This window comes from Streptomyces sp. NBC_01451 (genome assembly GCF_036227485.1).
In the GTDB taxonomy this organism is placed as follows: domain Bacteria; phylum Actinomycetota; class Actinomycetes; order Streptomycetales; family Streptomycetaceae; genus Streptomyces.
The window spans coordinates 8,884,596-8,902,486 of record NZ_CP109479.1; the positions used below are offsets into that span (position 1 = coordinate 8,884,596).

Consider the following 17,891-nt stretch of genomic DNA (forward strand, 5'->3'; position numbering starts at 1 on the left):
ACAGTTTGTTGATTTCTGACCTGTTGCCGGTGTGTGTCATGCCCACCCAGATGCTGGTGACGCGGTCGGGGCCAGGTCAGACGTCCGTGCCCCGTGCCGCCGCCAGCAGTGACCGCCAGTCGGGCAGCTTCACGACGCTCCGGCCCAGCGCGGCGCCCAGTTCCGCCTCGGCTCGCTCGATCGCCTGCCAGCCCGCCCACTCGACCGGCCGGAACCCCTCCGCGCGCAGTGCGGTCAGCGGGTCCCGGGGCCTGTCCTGCCGTACGAGTTCGGTGGCGTCCGCCAGCAGGGAGGCCGCCGTCTCCTTGGCGCAGGGGCGGTTGGTGCCGATGACGCCGGTCGGGCCGCGCTTGATCCAGCCGGCCACGTACTCGCCCGGGGAGGGGCGGCCGTCGCGCAGGACGCGGCCCGCGAGATGCGGCACGGTGCCGTGGGCCGCGTCGAACGGCAGCCCGTCGAGCGCCACCCCGCGATAGCCGACGGAGCGGAGGACGAGCTGCGCCTCGATGTCCTCGTACCGGCCCGTGCCGGTGACGCCGCCGTTCCCGTCCGGCACCGTCCGCTCGAAACGCACCGCACCCACGCGGCCCCCGGCGGCGAGCAGCTCGACCGGACGGCGGAAGAAGCGCAGCAGGATGCGGCGGGCCGCCACCGTGGGAGGCGCGGCGGCCCAGCCGCGCAGTGCCTCCACGTTGCGGCGCTGCGCGGGAGGCAGGGCCGACGGGTCGGCGTACGCCGGATCGAGCGCCAACTCGGTCTCGTCCACGACGACCTGGGTGTCCGGCAGGGAGCCCAGCTCCCGCAGCTCCTTGGTCGTGAAGCGAGCCTGCGAGGGGCCGCGCCGGCCCACCATGTGGATGTCGGTCACCCGGCTCGCGGCCAGCGCGGTGAGCGCCGCCTGCGGGATGTCGGTCGGGCTCAGCTCGGCCGGGCCGCGCGCCAGCATCCGGGCCACGTCCACCGCCACGTTCCCGACGCCGATGACCACGGCGGATCGCGCCCCGTGGACGAAGCCGTCGTCGACGGCGTCCGGGTGGGCGCTGTACCAGGACACGAACTGTGTCGCCGACCAGCTGCCGGGCAGCTCCTCGCCGGGAATCCCCAGATGGCGGTCGGTGGCTGCGCCCACGCAGTACACCACCGCGTGGTACAGCTCGCGCAGCAGGGAGCCAGGCAGCTCACCGGGGCCGCAGCCGATCCGGACGCCGCCCAGGAAACGCACCCGGCCGTGCTCCAGGACCGTGCGCAGGTTGTTCTGCAGCGACTTGATCTTCTCGTGGTCCGGCGCCACGCCGTACCGCACCAGTCCGTACGGCGCCGGCAGCCGGTCGAGGACGTCGACCAGTACCTCCGGATGCTGCTGGACCAGGCTCTGTGCGGTGTAGACCCCGCTCGGACCCGAACCCACGACGGCGACACGCAACACGGCGGAACCCCTCACTGCGGGACGCTGCGGAACTCCCTGTTGCTGACGCCTTCAGGATCGCACTCCCGGAGCTGCGCTGACAGGGTGCGGGGCGGGACGGGCGCGCGTGTCCGTTCGTATGGAATGTGATGATGCGGTTACGTTCCGTATGTGCTAGAAGCATCCTTTCTTAATCTTTCCGGTCGCTGCCCGACAGAGGGCGCGGTGTCCGTGCGGCCCGCGTGGGAAGTGCAGGAGAACGAGGGCTCGGCGACGACGGCATGGTTCGACGTCCGGCTCGCCTTCACCGACGGCGCCTGCGTCGACGTACTCGCCGTGGTCCGGGAGGCGGGCGTCTCCATCGAGGACGTACGGGCGCAGCCGGCGCTGTCGCTCGACGATCTGGCGGCGCTGGCGGACTGGATCGAGGGACCGCTGTTCGAGGCGTGCGGCGACGGCTCCACGACGGGCGGGGCGGCCGGGGAGTCCGAGATGTGCCTGCGGCCCCGTCGTGCCCGGCCCGCCTGGCCGCGTGGCATCGAGGGGCGGTGGCTGGTCGCGGAGGAGTACCGCGCGGCCCAGGAGGAGGGCGCCGACCCGGTTCTCGCCGTGATGTGTGCGACCGGGCACAGCCGGCGCCGGTCCCTCAGACTGATCGCGCAGGCGCGTGACGCGGGGTTCCTGACGCCTCGTCATGCCCGGCGCTGAGCGGTAGTCCTGGGAGATGCCCGGCTCGGCGGGGGACGGCTACATTCCGCGCATCCTGTTGATCTCGGTCGTCTGCTGCGCGATCACGTCGTCGGCCATCTCCTCGATCCGGACGTTGTTGCCCTGCCCCTTCACCTCGGTGGCCATGGTGACGGCCCCCTCGTGGTGCGTGATCATCAATGTCAGGAAGAGTTCGTCGAACGCCTTGCCCTTCGCCGCGCGCAACGTGGCGAGCTGGGTCTCGGTCGCCATGCCGGGCATCGCCTCGTGGTCGTGCCCGGTGGGCTTGTCGTCGCTGCCGTTGTCCTCCAACCAGCCCTGCATCGCGGCGATTTCGGGACCCTGGGCGGCGGCGATGCGCTCGGCCAGCAGCTTCACGGGTCTCGACTCGGCGCGTTTCGGCACGAGTTCGGTGATCTCGATCGCCTGCGCGTGGTGCTCGATCATCCTGCGGGCGTACGAGATGTCCGCCGAGTTGGGTGAGTCGTCCGGCAGTTGTGCTTTCGCCTCCTCCGGGGAGAGCGTCCGGGCCGCCTCGCCGGGCAGGCCGGGCGCGATCACCGACGACCCGGTCGCCTGCGCGGACCCGGCGTCCGCGTCCGGTGACGAGTCCGAGTCGCAGGCACCGAGCGCGAGGGTGAGCGCGAGCGCGGCCAGGACCGGGCGAAAGGTACGGGACGCGCGACGGACGGGCACAACGACCTCCAGTGTCAGGTGGGTTGACGGACACCTCGTGAGTACGGGCGCACCTCGTGAGTGCTGTGTCCGTCCTAGCACGCTTCCATTCGCCGGTGATCAGAAACTTTCATTACGAATGCGTTGCCCACTGTTGATCGGTGCATGATGAAGACGATACTTCGGAGGACCGTGAACCGTTCTGACCCGAACGGCTACCAGGGAGGATGCAGTGACCCTGTTGAAAGATCCCCGAACGCGGCACAGACGCCTTGGAGTTGCCGCCGCCGCGGCCGGACTCCTGGCCACCCTGCTGACCGCGGGCCCCGCGGCCGCGACCCCCGACCCGGGGGACGGTCCGACGGTGCCGGAGAAGATCTCCAAGAGTGTGCGGACCCAGGTCGAGGAAGCACTGGCCGAGGGCGAGATACCCGGGGTGGACGAGATCGTCCACTCCGACAACATCACACACCTCACCAACATCCCCAAGGACGCGCTGCCCGGCACCAACTCGGACCTCGCCTTCCAGGGGAAGTACGCCTTCTCCGGCAACTACGACGGCTTCCGCGTCTTCGACATCAGCAACCCGAAGGCCCCGAAGACCGTCGCCCAGGTACTGTGCCCCGGCGGCCAGAACGACATCTCCGTCTCCGGGAACCTGCTCTTCCTGTCCACCGACTCCTCGCGCAGCGACAGCAGTTGCAACAGCGTCTCGCAGCCCGCGACCGAGAAGTCGTCGTGGGAGGGCATGAAGATCTTCGACATCACGGACAAGGCGAACCCGAAGTACGTCGCCGCCGTGGAGACCGCCTGCGGCTCGCACACCCACACGCTGGTGCCCGAGCGCAAGAACGTCTACGTCTACGTCTCCTCGTACTCGCCGAGCGCCGCCTTCCCCGACTGCCAGCCGCCGCACGACGGCATCTCGATCATCAAGGTGCCTCGGAACGCCCCCGAGAAGGCGGCGGTTGTCGGCTTCCCGGTGCTGTTCCCCGGTGAGGGCCCCGACGGCGGCGGCAACCCCGGCTCGCCCACCAACCCCGGCGTCTCCAAGACCACCGGCTGCCACGACATCACCGTGCTGCCCTCCAAGGACCTCGCGGCGGGCGCCTGCATGGGCGACGGCATCCTGTTCTCCATCAAGGACCCGGAGCACCCGAAGGTCATCGACCAGGTCCAGGACAACGTCAACTTCGCGTTCTGGCACTCGGCGACCTTCAACCAGAAGGCCGACAAGGTCGTCTTCACCGACGAGTTGGGCGGCGGCGGAGCGGCCACCTGCAACGCGCAGATCGGGCCGAACCGCGGGGCCGACGGCATCTACGACATCGTTGGCAAGGGCGACAAGCGCAAGCTCGTCTTCAAGAGCTACTTCAAGATCCCCCGCTACCAGGCGGACACCGAGGTCTGCGTGGCCCACAACGGCTCGCTGATCCCGGTCAAGGGCAAGGACATCATGGTCCAGGCCTGGTACCAGGGTGGTGTCTCCGTCTGGGACTTCACCAACTCCGCGAAGCCCAAGGAGATCGCCTACTTCGAGCGCGGCCCGGTGACCACCGACCGCGTCACGACAGCCGGCCCCTGGTCGGCGTACTACTACAACGGTTACATCTACTCCAACGACATCGCCAAGGGCTTCGACGTCCTGAAGCTCGACGACCGGCGCACGGATCCAGCCAAGAAGGTCCGCGTGCGCGAGCTGAACGTCCAGACGCAGCCGGACTACTTCGACTGACGTCGCCGGCGGAACCCCGAACACGCGTCCCGCCGGGCACCTCGGTGCCCGGCGGGACGCTCGTGTCCGGGGAACACCGCGCTGATTCCGCATTGACCGAAACGGCCGTGTAGGGACATGCTGTTACTTCTGCGTTGACATTTTGTCAGTTGGCGAGCGTCGACGCAGCCGGAGCGGCCCCTCGCGGGCGGTTCCGGTCGGCCGCCTGTCTGGGGTGACGCGGGGGATCACCTCAGACCGGCGTGCCCGTCCCGGAACGCGGTGTCAGCCGATCAGGTCCAGTACCGGCCGTAGTCCGTGCGGCCGTTGCGACACCGGCAGATGGTCCACGAAGTGCACCGCGCATCCCAGCGCCGCCGCGCCCCCGTCCGCACGCCGGTCGTCACCGACCATCAGCACGTCGTCCGGGACGACGCCGAGAGCGTCGCAGGCCACCGTGAACAGGCGCGGGTCCGGCTTCTGGACGCCGTGCTCGTACGACAGGACGTAGGCGTCGACGTACGGGTCCAGCCCGTGCTCCCGGAAGACGGGACGCAGGTCCCAGCCGATGTTGCTGACCACCCCGACGGAGATCCCGCGCTCCCGCAGCACACCCAGCACCTCGACCGCGTCTGCGTACGGGGTCCACGCGCCCGGCGTCATGTGCCGCTCGTACAGCGCGTCGTACAACGCCGGGTCCGGAAGCGGCACTTGCCGGGCGACCCCGGTGTACGCGGCCCTGTGCAGCTCGGCGCTCTCGTCGCGGATCCCCCACACGGCGGCCAGCTCCTCCGGCAACCGCTCCGGAGCGGCCCCGCCCGGCAGCGCCCCCGCCGCCTCCAGCGCCCGCGCCGACAGAGCCACGTCGGGCTCCGGCAGGACCACACCGTGCTCGGCGAGCACGGCGCGCAACCAGGCCTCGGTGGACTCGATACGGAAGAGGGTCCCGGAGAAGTCGAACAGTACGGCAGCCATGCGCTGGACCCTACCGAAAGCCCTGTCCGGCGCACGGCCGCCGCGATGGACGTCGGTTCAGGGGTGCCGGCAGCGGGGTGCCGCTGACCGTCGTCGGCGGCCAACCACGTGAGTCGAAGCGGGTGTTGGGCACGTTCGCGATGCCGATGAGGTCAGCGCCGTTCGCGCGCCGACTCGAACCGCTCGTACGACACCACCGCCAGCGTCACCACGAGTGCCCCGAGGAGCCATCCGCCGAGCACGTCCGACGGCCAGTGGACGCCGAGCCAGATCCGGGTCAGGCCGACGCCCACGACCGAGACCAGCGCCACGGTGACCGCCGTACGCCACACGACGCGTCCGGCGCCGTACCGGCGCAGCAGCCACAGCAGGAGGCCGCACACCACCGTGGCGGTCATGGCGTGGCCGGAGGGGAAGGCCGCGTAGTGCGCGGAGTCGACGGGGTCGGGCCAGACGGGACGGGCGCGGCCGACCGCCGCCTTCAGCCCCTGCTGGAGCGCCGTGCCCAGCGCACAGGCGAGCACCAGCCAGAGCGCGAGCGGCCACGCCGAGTGCCGCCACACCAGCCACACCGTCACGGCCGCGACCAGCAGGCGCATCGTCAGCGGGTCCCACACCCAGTCCGTCAGGATTCGGAAGGCGTGCGTCAGCCCGGGTTCGTCGACCGCCCAGCGGTGGGTGGCGCGCGCGATGTCGCCGTCGAGGGTGACCAGCGGGTGCCAGTCCACCGCGACCAAAACCAGAAGCAGCACGGAGGAAAGAGTCAGGGCGGCGATGACCCGGACGGCCGGGTGCCGGGCCGGCTGCCGGAGCGGGGGGACAGGGTGGGAGGTGCGCATGAGGCGATCCTCGCCGACGTGCGGGGCGGGAGGCCAACCGAGGCGTACGCCGGCGCGCTACCCGAGTGCCCGCAGCCCCGGTACGAACGCCACCAGCACCGGGATCACCGGCACCAGGGCCCCAGCCGCCGTCAGCCGGAGCCTTCGGCCCGCCGTCAGCCGGTCCGGTGCGGCCAGCAGCCGGTGGACGCGCAGCGGGACATGGGCCTGCGGGGCCGGGGACGGGCCGAACACACCCCGGTCCTCGTTGAGTTCGACCAGCGCGAGAGCGGTCGTCACCCGGCCGAAGCGGCGGGAGGCCATGTCGTCGGCGGCGAGTTCCACCAGCCGGTGCATCTCGTCCCGGAACGAGGCGAAGACCGGCACCTGCGGAAACCCGTTCGCCAGCGCTCCCGAGCAGTGCAGCAGCCAGTCGTGCCGGGCCCGCGCGTGCCCCTGCTCGTGGGCGAGCACGGCGTCCAGCTGACGTCCCTTGAGGCGGCGCAGCGCGGCCGTGGTGACGACCAGCCCGGGCGCGGTGCCGGGCAGCCACCAGGCGTCGGCACGCTCGGCCTCCAGGACCACGAGCCGGTCGGGTCGCGGCTCCTCGCCGGGCAACAGCGGGGCCCGGACGAGGAGTTCGGTACGCCGAAGCCTGCGCCGCCTGCGCGCCCGTACGACCTCGCGGACGAGCATCGCCGCGGTCCACAGTCCACCGCAGGCGAGCGCCACGGCCGTCGTCGCGGCCCAGGGGCGGGAGGCGCCGAGGACATAGGCCTCCACGACCTCGTGCGGCGCCGGGGCGAACACATGGCCGCGCACGGCCTGCCAGGCAGCCGCCGCGCTCAGCGTCATCGACAGCGCGCAGCACATCAGCACGGCGGCCACCACGCACTGCCACACCCACAGGGCGACCACCGGTTCGCGGTCCGGCCAGTCCGCGCGGGCGAGCAGCCGCGGGGCGACGACGGCGGTCAGCGCGCCGAGCAGCAGCAGTGCCGCGGGGACCATCATGGATGCAGCCTATGAGCGGGGCGGTGCTCAGACCTACGGTCCGTCGCGGCAAAGTGACGCAGACCACGGTTTCGTACAGTGGGACAGTCAGAGCGTGATCAGCATGGCGACTGTCGCGATGCCCATGGACAGCCGGCAGGCGCGCGCCAGTTCGGGCCGGTCGCCCCAGCCGAGCGAGCCCGTCCCGCCTCCACCGCCGACGGCCAGGACCGGTACGGACACCAGACGGACGCCGGACAGCAGGACGTACCCGGTGAAGTAGACGAGCAGTGCCGTCGTCAGCAGGGGGACTCCGGAGCCGCCGGACGCGTGGTGGTGACCGGGTGCGGTGGCCATCACGGCAGCCATGTAGGCCATGGCGGAAGCGCCCATCAGGTGGTGCAGATGGTGCGGCCCGGTGCGCGCCGCCCACAGGGCGCGCAGCGCCGCCGCGCCGAAGACGGCCGCGTACACCAGCCAGGCCCAGCGCGGTGGTGCGATTACGGCGGCGGGCACGGCCATCGCGGCCATGCCGAAGCCCATCAGCGCCTCGCCGCCCGCGGCCCGGCGCTGTTCCTCGACGGTGCTGCGCATCCGCAGCAGGCAGTACCCCCCGGTCGCCGCGCACAGCGCGACCAGCAGCCACCCGGGCGAAGCCGGACCGTGCACACGAACCTCCCCTGGACCCCCGGGATCTCCGCTGAAGGGATGCCCGCGCCGGGCGGTGCGCATACGAGCGCAAGGGTGTACGCGGGGGAGCGCATGCCGGAGCACCGCAGGTGCGATGCGCGTCGGCGTCCGTCCGGCATCTGGTTCATGCCTGCCCTCCACCGAGGCGACGGCACAGGGCCCGGGGCCGCGCTCCCAGGTCCTGTCGCCGGGTTTCCGCCTGCCTCGCGAGCCGCTCCCGGCCGGGCGGACGACACCGCGGCCGGAGTGCCGCTGCGACGGCAGGCGGTTCATCCCGGCCTCGGCACCGGTCCCACGGAGGTCGTGGGCCGTACCCACCGCTGCGCCGCCCTCCTCCGGCAGGCCGAGAACGCTCCAGTGCGCCGGGTGGGGCCACCCGCCCCCGGGTCCGAGCCGCTCTGCGCCCTGCGCCGCACCGGCCACGAACTGCTCCCGAGCAGCGCCGGACAGCTCGAACTCCCTGGACTGCCGGGCGAGTTGCCCGGCCGACTGGAAGGGCGGACGATCTCGCCGCACTTCCGATCCCGTGGGCCTCAGATACCGGGCCGGTACCGCAGCGGATGGTCCGCCGGTACCTCCACCAGCACGATTCGCGTGCCGTCCGGGTCCGCGATCCACATCTCGACGAGCCCCCACGGCTCCTGCACCGGAGGCCGGAGGATCTCGACGCCCCGGGACGCCAGTTCGTCGTGCGCGGCCCTGACGTCAGCCACCTGCAACCACAGGCGTACGGGCGGCGACGAGGGCTCCTCGGTCCGGCCCGAGAGCTCAAGGAACCCGCCGCCGAGGAAGTAGACCGTCCCGCGCTCGGGCCCCGTACCGAACTCGCGGTGCACGGCGAGCCCCAGGTGTTCGCCGTAGAAGACCCGGGAGCGCTCCGGGTCGACGGGACGGAGGAGAACCCGGCTGCTCAGTACATGCACCATGCAACCGGAGCCTAGTGGGCTCGTCCGCGATCGGCGTTACGATCGTCGGTGCCCGCGCCGTAGGAGCAACCCGGGCAGCCCGAGCAACCCGAGCCCCCGGAGAACCGCCGCCATGGACACCGCCGCCACCGGACCCACCTTCCGTGACGCCACCGAGGCCGACGTCGACACCCTTGTCGCGCTGATCGAGTCGGCGTACCGGGGCGACTCCAGCCGGGCCGGATGGACCACCGAGGCGGACATCCTCGAAGGGCAGCGGAGCGACGCACAGGGCGTACTCGACGTCGTCAAGTCCGCCGACAGCCGCATGCTGACCGTCGAACAGGACGGCCGGGTGGTCGCCTGCTGTCAGCTCGAACACCGCGGCGACCACGCCTACTTCGGCATGTTCGCGGTCAGCCCGGCCCTCCAGGGCGCGGGCCTCGGCAAGGTGATCATCGCCGAGGCGGAGCGCGCGGCGCGCGAGACCTGGGGCGCGCGCGAGATGCACATGACCGTGATCTCCGTACGGAACGACCTCATCGCCTGGTACGAGCGGCGCGGCTACCGCCGTACGGGGGAGATGAGCCCCTTCCCGTACGGCGACGAGCGGTTCGGCGTGCCGCAGCGTGACGATCTGCAGTTCGAGCTGTTGGTGAAGGAACTGGTGTGATCTCCGGCGTGCTCGTCACGCGGTGAAGCGGCCCGTGCGTTTGATCTGCGGGTAGTCGGTGGTCGCGCCGTCCAGTTGCAGGGCGCGTGCGAGGCGCAGATGGTCCTGGGTGTTCACCACCCAGCCGATGATCCGCAGGTCCGACTTCCTGGCCAGTTCGACGATCTCCAGGGTGAGGCGGCGGATGTCGAGGCACACGGTCGAGGCCCCGGCGCGGGTGGCGCGGTCCACGACGTCGGTGCCGTAGCGGCCGGCGATGAGCGCCGTGCGTACCCCGGGCACCAGGCGGGTGATCTCGGCGATGGCCTCCTCGTGGAACGAGGACACCTCGACCCGCGCGGTCAGCTCCCGGCGCTCCAGCACCTCGGCCAGCGCCCGGGCCGCCGCCGCGTCCTTGACCTCGGCCTGGAGCGGTACGCGGACCGCGTCCAGCACCTCCTCGAAGACCGGGACGCGCTCGTCACGGCCCGCGTCCAGGGTGCGCAGCTCGGCGAGGGTCTTGTCGGCGACGGGCCCGGTGCCGTCCGTCGTGCGGTCGAGGTCGGCGTCGTGCATGACGACGAGGGTGCCGTCCCTGCTGAGACGCAGGTCGAGTTCGATCATGTCGAGGCCCGCCTGTTCGGCGGCGACGAACGAACGCAGGGTGTTCTCCGGTTCCACGCCCATGATTCCGCGGTGCCCGATGGTCAGGAAGTTCAAGGTCAACTCGCTTCCGTCGACGGCGCTCGGCTGCCGCAGCCTAACCGCCCGGCCCGGCATTGAACCCGTACGGACACGCATGAACGGATGGCCGGAAACGGTGAACCGGGAAGGAGTGTGAACCGGTCGCTGTCGGGTAGGGAAGCCACCGTCCTCAAGGTTTCCGGCAGGAAAAAACGCGGTGACCATGGGGATATGCAGGATAATCTCTCCCGACTCGCCTTGTGGTCGGGAACCTCGTACGCATACGGTGTCCTGACGCGAGGTTCTCCCGTGGAGGATGGGACATGACGGAAATTCTTGTGCAGGCGGTTCCGGACGAGCGCTTTGCCGCGCTCGGCAGGGTGGTGGAGCACCCGGCATGGCCCGTGCTCAAGGATGCCGTGGAGCAGATCCGGCCATGGCAGGCCAAGGACGGGTCGATCGACTTCGACCGGGAGCACGCCCCGGACCACGCGGACGTCGATCTCGCCGTGCGCCGGATCGTGGACGCCGTCGCGGAACTCTCCCCGCTGCTCCCGCACGACGCCGACTACCACCAGGCTCTCGCCAAGGATCTGCGCCGCTGGTCCGACAGCGGTTTCCGGGTGCCGGACTTCCTCGACTCGCTGCTGGCCTTCCAGCCCGCCGCGAGCCGCGCGGACGGCCTCCAGCACCTGGTCGTCTTCCCGATGTACACGCAGAACGGCAATCCCGACCGCAATCTCGAAGCGGTCGTCCTGCGCATGGTCTGGCCCGACTGGCTGGCCGAGCTGGAGCGCACCCGCTACGACAACCCGCTGTTCTGCGGCATCACCTTCGAGGACTTCACCGCCGGCTACGACACCAACTCGGCCGTCCTCTTCCCGGAGACCATCGCCGTGCGCGAGGCGCCGGAACGATTCACCTGGGGCGGCATCTTCTGTGACCGCGAGGCCGCGCGCTTCCGCCGTGTCACCGACGCGGCCGTGGAGATCCTGGGCCTCGAACTGCCCGCCGACGTCGCCGCGATGGTCCACGACCAGAAGCGCTGCGAGGAGGCGTTCGTCCTGTGGGACATGGTCCACGACCGCACCCACAGCCACGGCGACCTGCCCTTCGACCCCTTCATGATCAAGCAGCGCCAGCCCTTCTGGATGTACGGCCTGGAGGAGCTGCGCTGCGACCTCACCGCCTTCAAGGAGGCCGTGAAGCTGGAGGCCGAGGGCATCCCGCAGGCCCGAGACGTGCAGTTCGCGGTGCTCTTCGACCGGATGTTCCGCTTCCCGGTCACCGGCGAGCGCGTCCGCAACTACGACGGCCTCGGCGGCCAGCTCCTCTTCGCGTACCTGCACCAGCACGACGTGATCCGCTGGACCGACAACAAGCTGCACATCGACTGGCAGCGCGCCCCGCAGGTCACCAACCAGCTCTGCGCCGAGATCGAGACCCTGTACCGTGAGGGCATCGACCGGCCCAAGCTCGTCCACTGGTTCAAGGCGTACGAGCTGGTCTCCGCCCATCTCGCCCCGCACCCGGGCTCCCGCTGGGCCAAGGGCCCCGACGCCCTCGACCTCGGCCAGCCGCCGCGCAAACTCGTGGACGACGTGCTTCCGGACGAGTTTCCGCTGAGCATGTTCTATGAGGCCCTCTCCAAGAAGCTGAAGAACGTGATCGCCTCCACCCGGGGGATCACCGCGGAGAGCGCGGAGCGGGTCGCCGCGTGAGCGACCGTGCCACCGAAAACACTGCTCAGGAGGCGATGAACATGCGGAACGGTGCTCTCAGCGGTGCGGTGATCGCTGTCGCCGGGGCCGGCGGACCGGCCGGCCGAGCCACACTGCTCAGGCTCGCCGAGGCGGGCGCGACCGTCGTCGGCTCGGACAACGACCCGGAGCGGCTCGCGGAGGCCGTGGACGCGGCGAGCTACGCGTACGGCGGGGCGACCGTCGTCGGCGACACCGTCGACCTGCTCGACCTTCAGTCGACCCGGGACTGGGCCACCCGTATCGAGAAGGACTTCGGACGCGTCGACGGCCTGGTCCACCTCGTCGGCGGCTGGCGCGGCAGCGAGACCTTCACCAAGACCGTCCTCGACGACTGGGACCTGCTGGAACTGCTGCTGATCCGCACCGTGCAGCACACCTCCCTCGCCTTCCACGAGGCGCTCCAGCACAGCGACCGCGGCCGGTACGTCCTGACCAGCGCCGCCGGCGCGAGCAGCCCCACCGCGGGCAACGCCGCGTACGCCGCCGCCAAGGCCGCCGCCGAGGCGTGGACGCTCGCCATGGCCGACTACTTCCGCAAGGCCGGGGTGGCCGAGGGCGCCGAGGGGCCGACGTCGGCGGCTGCGATCCTGGTCGTGAAGGCGTTGGTGCACGACGCGATGCGCGCAGAGCGGCCCAACGCGAAGTTCGCGGGCTTCACCGACGTCAAGGAGCTGGCCGAGGCCATCGTCGGCGTCTGGGAGCGGCCCGCCGCCGAAGTGAACGGGAAACGTCTGTGGCTGACCGAGAAGCCGTGAACCCTCCGAAGACCGACGCACGCCGTCATCACGACCCGGAGGCCCGAGGCTTCGCCAGCGACAACTACGCGGGGGTCCACCCCGAGGTGCTCGCCGCACTGGCCCTGGCCAACGGCGGGCACCAGGTCGCGTACGGCGAGGACGACTACACGGAGAACCTCCAGCGGCTCGTCCGCAGCCATTTCGGGGCCACGGCGGAGGCGTTCCCCGTCTTCAACGGCACCGGGGCCAACGTCGTCGCACTTCAGGCGGTCACCGACCGCTGGGGTGCCGTGATCTGCGCCGAGAGCGCGCACATCAACGTCGACGAGGGCGGCGCCCCCGAACGCATGGGCGGCCTCAAGCTGCTCACCGTGCCCACCCCCGACGGCAAGCTGACCCCCGACCTCATCGACCGGCAGGCGTACGGCTGGGACGACGAGCACCGCGCGATGCCACAGGTCGTCTCCATCACCCAGAGCACGGAACTGGGCACCCTCTACACCCCGGACGAGATCCGCGCGATCTGCGACCACGCCCACGCCCACGGTATGAAGGTCCACCTGGACGGCTCCCGCATAGCCAACGCGGCGGCCTCGCTCGACGTCCCGATGCGGACGTTCACCAACGCGGCCGGCGTCGACATCCTCTCCCTCGGCGCGACGAAGAACGGCGCGCTGTTCGGTGAGGCGGTCGTCGTCATCAACCAGGACGCCGTCCGTCACATGAAGCACCTGCGCAAGCTGTCCATGCAGCTCGCCTCCAAGATGCGCTTCGTCTCGGTGCAGTTGGAGGCGCTGCTCGCCAAGGACCTGTGGCTGCGCAACGCCCGCCACTCCAACGCGATGGCGCAGCGACTGGCGGAGGGTGTGCGGGCCGTGCACGGGGTGGAGATCCTCTACCCGGTCCAGGCGAACGCGGTCTTCGCCCGCCTTCCGCACGACGTGAGCGAACGCCTCCAGAAGCGCTTCCGCTTCTACTTCTGGGACGAGGCGGCGGGCGACGTCCGCTGGATGTGCGCGTTCGACACGACCGAGGACGACGTGGACGCCTTCGTGGCGGCGCTGAAGGAGGAGATGGCGCGCTAGCGGACTCCCGCGCCAGCCTCTCGTGTGCATAGGTATGCGGTCATCTGAAAAGTCATTGACTGTCGGGTGATCGCTTTCCTATGCTCTGGGTCCATGGAGCTGATCCAGAACACCTCTGACCTGTCCGCTTACCTGGCCGCTGACGAGGTCATCGACCACCATCACCCGCTGGTGAGGGAGATCGCCGCGCAGCTCGCCAAAGGCGCGGCGGACTCGTATGCCTATGCGCGGGCGGCGTACGAGTTCGTGCGCGACGACATCCCGCACTCCGCCGACAGCGGTGACCCTCGGGTCACCTGGCGGGCCTCCACCGTCCTGGAGCAGCGCACCGGCATTTGCCATGCCAAGGCCCACGCGCTGGCCGCGCTGCTGCGCGCCGAGGACATCCCCACGGCGCTGTGCTACCAGCGGCTGGCGCACGACGACGGCGACGGTCATGTCGTGCACGGCCTGGTCGCCGTGCGGTTCAACGGTGCCTGGCATCGTCAGGATCCGCGGGGCAACAAGGCCGGCGTGGACGCGCAGTTCTCTCTCGGTGGTGAGCGGCTGGCATGGATCCCGGACGCGAAGTCCAATGAGGTGGACTACCCGGTACTGTACGCTGAACCTCATCCGGTCGTGCTGGGCGCGCTGAAGGCCGCGCCCGACAGGCCGTATCTCTGGAAGACGCTCCCCACCGCACTCTGAGGCAGGCGATGACACTCACCCTGACCGTGTCCGACGAGGTGCGCACGCTCGCGCCCGGCTTCAGCCACGTCGCGATCGAGGCGCGCGGACTCGTCAACGGGCCCAGCACCGAGGCCGGTTCGGCGCTCCTGGACGACGCGGCCCGCCGGCTCGCCGCACGCCTGGACGGCCGGGCCCCGCACGAGGACCCGCACATGGCCGCCTGGCGGGACACCTACACGGCGTTCGGCTCCAAGCCCTCGCGCACCCGAAACTCCGCCGAGGCGCTTGCCAGGAGGGCGCTGACCGATGCCGGCCTGCCCCGCATCAACGTCCTGGTGGACCTCTACAACGCCATCAGCGTGGCGCACCTGGTCCCGGTCGGCGGCGAGGACCTCGACCGCGTCCAGGGCGGGATGCGGCTTGTGCGCGCCACCGGAGCCGAGGACTTCGTGACCGTGGCCGGGGGAGAGGAGACCGTCGAGCACCCCGACCCCGGTGAGGTCGTGTGGTGCGACGACGCGGGCGTGACGTGCCGCCGCTGGAACTGGCGCCAGGGTCCGCGCACCCGGCTCACCGAACAGACCACGTCCGCGATCTTCCTCCTGGAGTGCCTGCCGCCGATGACGGCCGCCGAGTCGGAGGCGGCCGGTGCCGAACTCGCCGAACTGCTGGCGAAGTTCAGCCCCGGGGCGCGGATCACGGTCAGTGGTGCCCGGTAGGGGCGAACTCAGCGCGCCTCGGTCTCCCGGACCTGCTCCGGAGTCGGGGCCGTCCCGCCGAGGTGGGCCGGCATCCACCACGTGTCGTCCGGACCCTTGGGGCGGACCGGGTACGCGCGCTGGGCCGCTTCCAGGAGTTCGTTGACGCGCTCGCGCAGCTGGCGGGTGATCGCCCCCGCGTACTTGTCGCGGGACGCCTCGATGGCCTCGCCGACCCGGATCGTGATCGGGATGTGGCTGCGCTTGAAGTTGCGCGGGTGTCCCTTGGTCCACAGGCGCTGCGTGCCCCACACGGCCATCGGGATCAGCGGGACGCCCGCCTCCTGGGCCATCCGCGCGGCTCCGGACTTGAAGCTCTTCAGCGTGAACGACTGCGAGATCGTGGCCTCGGGGAAGACACCGACGATCTCGCCGGAGCGCAGCGCGGCCAGGGCGTGCGCGTATGCCGCCTCGCCGTTCTTGCGGTCCACCGGGATGTGCTTCATGTTCCGCATCAGTGGGCCGGAGACCTTGTGCCGGAACACCGACTCCTTCGCCATGAAGCGCACCAGACGCTTCTGCGGGAGGGCCGCGAGCCCGTCGAAGATGAAGTCCAGGTAGCCGATGTGGTTGCTCACCAGCACCGCACCACCCGAGCGCGGGATGTTCTCCGACCCCTTGCAGTCGATCTTCAGGTCCCAGGCCTTGAACAGCGTCTGGGCGAGACCGATGGCGGGACGGTAGGCAAGCTCAGCCATGGACGGGGATGCCCCTTCTCTCTGCTCTGCCTGGGAAGGCCGTTCCCGGCGGGAAGTTACGCAGCCGTAGGTTTTACAGCTTTGCGCAGATCGTGCCCCAAGAACGCACGGGTGGCCAGCCCTCGTGCCTGCGAAGGGCGAGATACTCGTCACGTCTTCCCTTGATCCACCTCGCGCTTTTAAACCGCCTTTACTCCGCTCGTACCGTCACTCGTCGTACGACGAGGTACATTTCGCACCCCAGGCAGTACCCGAACGCGGCGTTCAGAAACGCCGCCGCCAGTGCCGCGCCGGTCGCCGCGAGCCCCAGCCACTCCACCCCCAGCGCGTACCCGGCGAGCCCCACGCCCGCGAAGACGAGTCCGACCGCCTGCGCGAACCGCGGCGGCTCCGGTGCCTCGAACTCCGTCGGCGGGCCGAGCCGCGGACGGACGGCCTTGCGGAACAGCCAGCCGTAGGGGGAGCGCCCGACCCCGCCCGCCGCGCCCAGCGCGAACGCCAGCGTCTGCCAGGCCAGCAGCCACGCGCTCCCGGTGACCAGTACGACCGCGAGGACGGCGGTCGTCACGGCCGCTCCGAAGCGCGGCCCTCTCACATCGATGTCCATGGGGCGATCATTCCGCAGCAGAAACGTTTCGAGCAGGCGGGAATCTTTGCAGTCTGATGAACGCTGGAATCGGGGATGACCGGAATCGTGATGTGCGTGGCGGTGCTCGCGGCGGCGAGCGCGTTCGGAGTGCTGCATCGGCGGCGGAGCGGGAGAGTACGCGTGCGCGTGCGCGACGACGGAAAGCGGCTGGGCGCCGCCGAGTTGGGCGAGAGCCTCGGTGAGCGGGCGACACTCGTCCAGTTCTCCAGCGCCTTCTGCGCGCCCTGCCGGGCCACCCGCCGCGTCCTGGGGGAGGTGGCCGGTCTCGTCCCCGGCGTCTCCCACGTCGAGATCGACGCCGAGGCACACCTGGACCTCGTACGCAGGCTCGACATCCTCAAGACGCCCACCGTGCTGGTGCTCGACGCCGACGGGCGGATCGTGCGGCGGGCGACCGGGCAGCCGCGCAAGGAAGAGGTCATCGCCGCGCTGGGGGAGGCCGTTTGAGGCCCTCGGGGTATCCGGTACCGCCGTTGACGGTGTGTCCGGTGACGCATCTCCCAGATGCCGGAAGCCACTTGACTGTGCCCGCCATCTATCGTCAGCCTGACCCTATGCCTCCGGAAATCCTTCTCCACGCGCGCGTCCACGTGGACCTCGTGCGCACCGCGAGCGCGCGCTGTCCGGGCCGTTGAGCAGCCATCGCCCAGCTCACCGCCTCCCGCAGAAGGACAACTCCATGACGGCCACGCCCGCTCTCGGTACTTCCCAGCCCGTCGTTCCCGCCTCTCCCGACCTCCTGCGCTCCGTCTTCCGGCAGCACGCGGCAGGTGTCGCGGTGATCACCGCCCGGGGGAGCGCCGGTCCCGTCGGCTTCACCGCGACCTCCCTCGCTTCCGTCTCCGCCGAACCCCCGCTCGTCTCCTTCGGCATCAGCACCGGCGCCTCCAGCTGGCCCGCGATATCCGGCGCCGACCACGTCGGCGTCCACATACTCGGCGAGCACCAGCACGAACTGGCCGCGACCTTCGCCCGCAGCGGCGCCGACCGGTTCGGCGCGCCCACCGCCTGGCGTGAGGGTCCTGAGGGGGTGCCCGTCCTCGACGGCGTCCTGGCGTGGCTGGTGTGCCGGACCGTCGCGCGTGTCCCGGCCGCGGACCACCGGATCGTCCTGGCCGAGGTCGTGCTGGGCGCTCCTGCGGCTGCCGGACGGCCGCTCCTCTATCACCAGGGCCGCTTCAACGGGCTCCGGGACTGACCGACGGTGATCGACCGATCGGTACAATGTGATTTTGGCGATGCTGCGGGGCTGCCGGGTTCCGGTTACGCTGCGTTGCGAAGGTCACACGTCAAAGCGCTTGCTCAGTGGGCGT

20 protein-coding genes are annotated in these 17,891 nt (G+C 70.6%); 10 read left to right on the forward strand and 10 right to left on the reverse strand.

Features of this window, described 5'->3' with window-relative positions; all coding sequences use genetic code 11:
* Window positions 1-76 precede the first annotated feature (76 nt).
* Window positions 77-1,426, reverse strand: coding sequence for an FAD-dependent oxidoreductase (locus OG595_RS39125; RefSeq protein WP_329280617.1), 1,350 nt, complete (start codon window positions 1,424-1,426; stop codon window positions 77-79).
* Between the two features lie 204 nt (window positions 1,427-1,630).
* Between OG595_RS39125 and OG595_RS39130 the strand changes: the two genes are divergently transcribed.
* A complete protein-coding gene (locus OG595_RS39130; RefSeq protein WP_329280619.1) occupies window positions 1,631-2,113 on the forward strand; it encodes a DUF6214 family protein in 483 nt (160 codons plus the stop codon).
* 39 nt (window positions 2,114-2,152) lie between these two features.
* Here OG595_RS39130 and OG595_RS39135 read toward each other — a convergent pair whose 3' ends face one another.
* Entirely contained in the window at window positions 2,153-2,809 is a 657-nt protein-coding gene (locus tag OG595_RS39135; protein ID WP_329280621.1) for a DUF305 domain-containing protein, read from the reverse strand.
* 211 nt (window positions 2,810-3,020) lie between these two features.
* On the opposite strand from OG595_RS39135, the gene OG595_RS39140 reads away from it, so the two are divergent.
* On the forward strand, window positions 3,021-4,523 hold the full coding sequence (locus OG595_RS39140) for an LVIVD repeat-containing protein (RefSeq protein WP_329280624.1): 1,503 nt from the start codon (window positions 3,021-3,023) through the stop codon (window positions 4,521-4,523).
* 264 nt (window positions 4,524-4,787) lie between these two features.
* Here OG595_RS39140 and OG595_RS39145 read toward each other — a convergent pair whose 3' ends face one another.
* The 5 genes from OG595_RS39145 to OG595_RS39165 all read right to left on the reverse strand — a co-directional run bounded on the left by OG595_RS39145 (window position 4,788) and on the right by OG595_RS39165 (window position 8,904).
* A complete protein-coding gene (locus OG595_RS39145) occupies window positions 4,788-5,477 on the reverse strand; it encodes an HAD family hydrolase (RefSeq protein ID WP_329280626.1) in 690 nt (229 codons plus the stop codon).
* A 152-nt stretch (window positions 5,478-5,629) separates the two neighbouring features.
* Window positions 5,630-6,316: a phosphatase PAP2 family protein gene (locus OG595_RS39150; protein ID WP_329280628.1), complete on the reverse strand. Its 687-nt coding sequence runs from the start codon at window positions 6,314-6,316 to the stop codon at window positions 5,630-5,632.
* Between the two features lie 57 nt (window positions 6,317-6,373).
* Window positions 6,374-7,309: a M56 family metallopeptidase gene (locus OG595_RS39155; RefSeq protein ID WP_329280631.1), complete on the reverse strand. Its 936-nt coding sequence runs from the start codon at window positions 7,307-7,309 to the stop codon at window positions 6,374-6,376.
* An 87-nt stretch (window positions 7,310-7,396) separates the two neighbouring features.
* Window positions 7,397-7,957: a DUF5134 domain-containing protein gene (locus OG595_RS39160; protein WP_329280633.1), complete on the reverse strand. Its 561-nt coding sequence runs from the start codon at window positions 7,955-7,957 to the stop codon at window positions 7,397-7,399.
* A gap of 554 nt (window positions 7,958-8,511) precedes the next feature.
* Window positions 8,512-8,904, reverse strand: a complete 393-nt coding sequence (locus OG595_RS39165; RefSeq protein ID WP_329280635.1) for a VOC family protein — start codon at window positions 8,902-8,904, stop codon at window positions 8,512-8,514.
* Between the two features lie 112 nt (window positions 8,905-9,016).
* On the opposite strand from OG595_RS39165, the gene OG595_RS39170 reads away from it, so the two are divergent.
* Window positions 9,017-9,556, forward strand: a complete 540-nt coding sequence (locus OG595_RS39170) for a GNAT family N-acetyltransferase (protein ID WP_329280637.1) — start codon at window positions 9,017-9,019, stop codon at window positions 9,554-9,556.
* Between the two features lie 15 nt (window positions 9,557-9,571).
* Here OG595_RS39170 and OG595_RS39175 read toward each other — a convergent pair whose 3' ends face one another.
* Window positions 9,572-10,255, reverse strand: coding sequence for a glycerophosphodiester phosphodiesterase (locus OG595_RS39175; RefSeq protein WP_329283529.1), 684 nt, complete (start codon window positions 10,253-10,255; stop codon window positions 9,572-9,574).
* A 287-nt stretch (window positions 10,256-10,542) separates the two neighbouring features.
* Between OG595_RS39175 and OG595_RS39180 the strand changes: the two genes are divergently transcribed.
* The 5 genes from OG595_RS39180 to OG595_RS39200 all read left to right on the forward strand — a co-directional run bounded on the left by OG595_RS39180 (window position 10,543) and on the right by OG595_RS39200 (window position 15,192).
* Window positions 10,543-11,940 (forward strand): DUF6421 family protein, encoded by a 1,398-nt coding sequence (locus OG595_RS39180; protein WP_329280640.1) that lies wholly within the window; start codon window positions 10,543-10,545, stop codon window positions 11,938-11,940.
* 41 nt (window positions 11,941-11,981) lie between these two features.
* Window positions 11,982-12,737, forward strand: a complete 756-nt coding sequence (locus tag OG595_RS39185; RefSeq protein WP_329280642.1) for an SDR family NAD(P)-dependent oxidoreductase — start codon at window positions 11,982-11,984, stop codon at window positions 12,735-12,737.
* Window positions 12,734-13,804, forward strand: coding sequence for a threonine aldolase family protein (locus OG595_RS39190; RefSeq protein WP_329280645.1), 1,071 nt, complete (start codon window positions 12,734-12,736; stop codon window positions 13,802-13,804). The genes OG595_RS39185 and OG595_RS39190 overlap by 4 nt, the downstream gene beginning before the upstream one ends.
* A 93-nt stretch (window positions 13,805-13,897) precedes the next feature.
* Window positions 13,898-14,491, forward strand: a complete 594-nt coding sequence (locus tag OG595_RS39195) for a transglutaminase family protein (RefSeq protein WP_329280647.1) — start codon at window positions 13,898-13,900, stop codon at window positions 14,489-14,491.
* An 8-nt stretch (window positions 14,492-14,499) separates the two neighbouring features.
* Window positions 14,500-15,192 (forward strand): B3/B4 domain-containing protein, encoded by a 693-nt coding sequence (locus OG595_RS39200; RefSeq protein WP_329280649.1) that lies wholly within the window; start codon window positions 14,500-14,502, stop codon window positions 15,190-15,192.
* Between the two features lie 8 nt (window positions 15,193-15,200).
* Here the strand turns inward: OG595_RS39200 and OG595_RS39205 are convergent, their stop codons facing one another.
* Window positions 15,201-15,929, reverse strand: a complete 729-nt coding sequence (locus OG595_RS39205) for a lysophospholipid acyltransferase family protein (RefSeq protein ID WP_329280651.1) — start codon at window positions 15,927-15,929, stop codon at window positions 15,201-15,203.
* Window positions 15,930-16,119: 190 nt separating this feature from the next.
* Window positions 16,120-16,536, reverse strand: a complete 417-nt coding sequence (locus OG595_RS39210; protein WP_329280652.1) for a DUF4395 domain-containing protein — start codon at window positions 16,534-16,536, stop codon at window positions 16,120-16,122.
* 75 nt (window positions 16,537-16,611) lie between these two features.
* Between OG595_RS39210 and OG595_RS39215 the strand changes: the two genes are divergently transcribed.
* The gene (locus OG595_RS39215; RefSeq protein ID WP_329280653.1) at window positions 16,612-17,025 is read left to right on the forward strand and encodes a thioredoxin family protein; all 414 of its coding nucleotides are present in this window, start codon (window positions 16,612-16,614) and stop codon (window positions 17,023-17,025) included.
* A gap of 232 nt (window positions 17,026-17,257) precedes the next feature.
* Window positions 17,258-17,776: a flavin reductase family protein gene (locus OG595_RS39220; RefSeq protein WP_329280655.1), complete on the forward strand. Its 519-nt coding sequence runs from the start codon at window positions 17,258-17,260 to the stop codon at window positions 17,774-17,776.
* Window positions 17,777-17,891: the final 115 nt, after the last annotated feature.

Bases quoted from the DNA above. Each gene is read 5' to 3' on its own strand.
- OG595_RS39145 (WP_329280626.1), bottom strand. From the start codon at position 5,477: ATGGCTGCCGTACTGTTCGACTTCTCCGGGACCCTCTTCCGTATCGAG.
- OG595_RS39150 (WP_329280628.1), bottom strand. From the start codon at position 6,316: ATGCGCACCTCCCACCCTGTCCCCCCGCTCCGGCAGCCGGCCCGGCAC.
- OG595_RS39155 (WP_329280631.1), bottom strand. From the start codon at position 7,309: ATGATGGTCCCCGCGGCACTGCTGCTGCTCGGCGCGCTGACCGCCGTC.
- OG595_RS39165 (WP_329280635.1), bottom strand. From the start codon at position 8,904: ATGGTGCATGTACTGAGCAGCCGGGTTCTCCTCCGTCCCGTCGACCCG.
- OG595_RS39170 (WP_329280637.1), top strand. From the start codon at position 9,017: ATGGACACCGCCGCCACCGGACCCACCTTCCGTGACGCCACCGAGGCC.
- OG595_RS39180 (WP_329280640.1), top strand. From the start codon at position 10,543: ATGACGGAAATTCTTGTGCAGGCGGTTCCGGACGAGCGCTTTGCCGCG.
- OG595_RS39185 (WP_329280642.1), top strand. From the start codon at position 11,982: ATGCGGAACGGTGCTCTCAGCGGTGCGGTGATCGCTGTCGCCGGGGCC.
- OG595_RS39195 (WP_329280647.1), top strand. From the start codon at position 13,898: ATGGAGCTGATCCAGAACACCTCTGACCTGTCCGCTTACCTGGCCGCT.
- OG595_RS39200 (WP_329280649.1), top strand. From the start codon at position 14,500: ATGACACTCACCCTGACCGTGTCCGACGAGGTGCGCACGCTCGCGCCC.
- OG595_RS39205 (WP_329280651.1), bottom strand. From the start codon at position 15,929: ATGGCTGAGCTTGCCTACCGTCCCGCCATCGGTCTCGCCCAGACGCTG.
- OG595_RS39210 (WP_329280652.1), bottom strand. From the start codon at position 16,536: ATGGACATCGATGTGAGAGGGCCGCGCTTCGGAGCGGCCGTGACGACC.
- OG595_RS39215 (WP_329280653.1), top strand. From the start codon at position 16,612: ATGACCGGAATCGTGATGTGCGTGGCGGTGCTCGCGGCGGCGAGCGCG.
- OG595_RS39220 (WP_329280655.1), top strand. From the start codon at position 17,258: ATGACGGCCACGCCCGCTCTCGGTACTTCCCAGCCCGTCGTTCCCGCC.